The 2,414-nt window shown below is 66.1% G+C and carries 2 protein-coding genes and 1 pseudogene; all 3 read right to left on the bottom strand.

Annotation, left to right across the window (positions count from 1 at the left end; all coding sequences use genetic code 11):
• Positions 1 to 1,343, bottom strand: a 1,343-nt coding sequence (gene leuC / locus JCM25156_RS13775) for a 3-isopropylmalate dehydratase large subunit (RefSeq protein ID WP_025813536.1), incomplete at its 3' end; no start/stop codon positions are given.
• Positions 1,344 to 1,480: 137 nt separating this feature from the next.
• Positions 1,481 to 1,869 (bottom strand): annotated as a pseudogene (gene rplS, locus JCM25156_RS24530) (50S ribosomal protein L19).
• 31 nt (positions 1,870 to 1,900) lie between these two features.
• Positions 1,901 to 2,414 (bottom strand): tRNA (guanine(37)-N(1))-methyltransferase (gene trmD, locus JCM25156_RS13765; protein ID WP_025813535.1); only part of this gene is annotated, 514 nt, incomplete at its 5' end.

The following is a 2,414-nucleotide window of genomic DNA, read 5'->3' as shown; positions in this document are numbered from 1 at the left end:
GGGGACAGCAGGTGCGTGCGCCCGCCGGGGCCCTGCCTGCCCTCGAAATTACGATTGGATGTCGAGGCGCAGCGCTGCCCCGGCGTCAGCCGGTCGGGGTTCATGCCAAGGCACATGGAACATCCGGCCTCACGCCATTCAAAACCGGCTTCAAGGAAGACCTTGTCCAGCCCTTCCTCTTCCGCCTGCGCCTTCACGATCCCTGATCCGGGCACGATCATCGCGCGCACGCCATCCGCCACCTTGCGCCCGGCGGCGATGCTGGCCGCGGCGCGCAGATCCTCGATCCGGCTGTTGGTGCAGGAACCGATGAACACGACATCAACCGGCGTGCCCGCGATCTTCTGCCCCGCTTCCAGCCCCATGTAGTCCAGCATGCGCTGCATCTGCCTGCGGCGCGCGGGGTCGATCTCCGCCGCCGGGTCGGGCACGTTGCCGGTTACGGGAATGACGGTTTCGGGGCTGGTGCCCCATGTCAGGACCGGGGAGATGTCTTCCGCGCGCAGTTCCACCACACGGTCGTAATGCGCGCCTTCATCAGCGGCCAGGGTCTTCCAGTAGGCCACGGCCGCGTCAAACGCCTCGCCCTTGGGCGCGAAGGGCCGACCGCGCACGTATTCGAACGTGGTCTCGTCCGGCGCGACCAGACCGGCGCGCGCGCCAGCCTCGATCGACATGTTGCACACCGTCATGCGGCCCGCCATGTCGAGATCACGGATGGCGGACCCCGCGAATTCGATCACATGGCCCGTGCCGCCCGCCGTGCCGATATGGCCGATGATGGCCAGCATGATATCCTTGGCGGTCACGCCGGGGCCGACCTGCCCCTCGACCACCACCTTCATGTTCTTCGCCGGTTTCTGCAGGATGGTCTGGGTCGCCATCACATGCTCGACCTCGGACGTGCCGATGCCGAAGGCCAGCGCGCCAAGCGCGCCATGGGTGGAGGTATGGCTGTCACCGCACACGATGGTCATGCCCGGCAGGGAAATGCCCTGTTCCGGCCCGACCACATGCACGATGCCCTGCCGTGCCGACAGCAGGGGGAAATAGGGCACGCCGAATTCCTTCACGTTCCGCTCCAGCGTCTCGATCTGGTTGCGGCTTTCGGCTTCCGCGATCGGCAGGGTGCGGTCGGATGTGGGAACATTGTGATCGACCACGGCGATCGTGGCGTCGGGGTGGCGCAGGCGGCGACCGCTCAGGCGCAGCCCCTCGAACGCCTGCGGGCTTGTGACTTCATGCACAAGATGGCGGTCGATATACAGAATGGCCGTCTTGTCCGGGAGTGTCTCGACGACATGGCTGTCCCATATCTTGTCGAACAGTGTACGCGGGGCCATTCTATTTTCCTCTCCCGGACGGAAACAGGCCGCCATCACGCACGGGACAGGCACGCGACACGCAGCCATCAATTCTCAGGCAAAAACGCTTTGCCCGCCCCCGCGCCAAGGCGGGAAACGGGCAAAGGATCGGCATATTACTCGGTGGCGGCGGGCGCGGCCACGGTCTCGCGCTTGCGCTCGGCAATACGGGCGGACTTGCCGCGACGGCCACGCAGGTAATACAGCTTCGCGCGGCGGACGACACCACGGCGCACGACCTTGATCTCGGCAATGCTGGGGGAATACAGCGGGAACACACGCTCCACGCCTTCACCGTTGGAAATCTTGCGCACGGTGAAGTTGCTGTTCAGGCCCTTGTTGGAGCGCGCGATCACCACGCCTCGTAGTTCTGCACGCGCTTGCGGGTGCCTTCGACCACCTCAACGCCGACGCGCACGGTGTCACCCGGCGCGAATTCCGGCACCGCGCGGAGGGCTGTCAGGCGGGCAATTTCTTCCGCCTCGTATTTCTGGATGATGTTCATGATCCGGTCCTCGTTCGATAGGATTTCATGTTCAGTTCAGCCGGTCCGCATCGGCACACGGGCCTGCGGTCCGGGGAATGTCTTGACCCGTGCCCGCCCGGTAGGCGGCCCACAGATCCGGCCGACGCGCCTGCGTCACCGTCTCGGACGCCGCGCGTCGCCACCGGGCGATCGCGGCATGATGACCGGACAGCAGGACCTCGGGCACGTCGCGCCCGTCCCATTGTGCCGGCTTGGTATAAAGCGGATATTCAAGCAGGCCATCGGCAAAGCTTTCCTCCACCGCGCTTTCGCCCGATCCCATCACGCCCGGCAGCAGCCGCACGCAGGCATCGAGCAGCACGGTGGCCGCCACTTCCCCGCCCGACAGGATGTAATCCCCGATCGAGACCTGTTCGGCGCCCGTGGCTTCGAGCACGCGCTCATCCACCCCTTCGTAACGCCCGCACAGCACCACCACGCCGGGACCGGCCGCATAACGGCGGACATCCGCCTGCGTCAGCCGCCGCCCACGCGGGGTGGGATACACCAGCGGTCGCCCCGCA

Source organism: Komagataeibacter kakiaceti JCM 25156 (assembly GCF_000613305.1).
The sequence above is the reverse complement of the archived record's forward strand: the minus strand, read 5'-3'. Positions and strand labels throughout refer to the sequence as shown.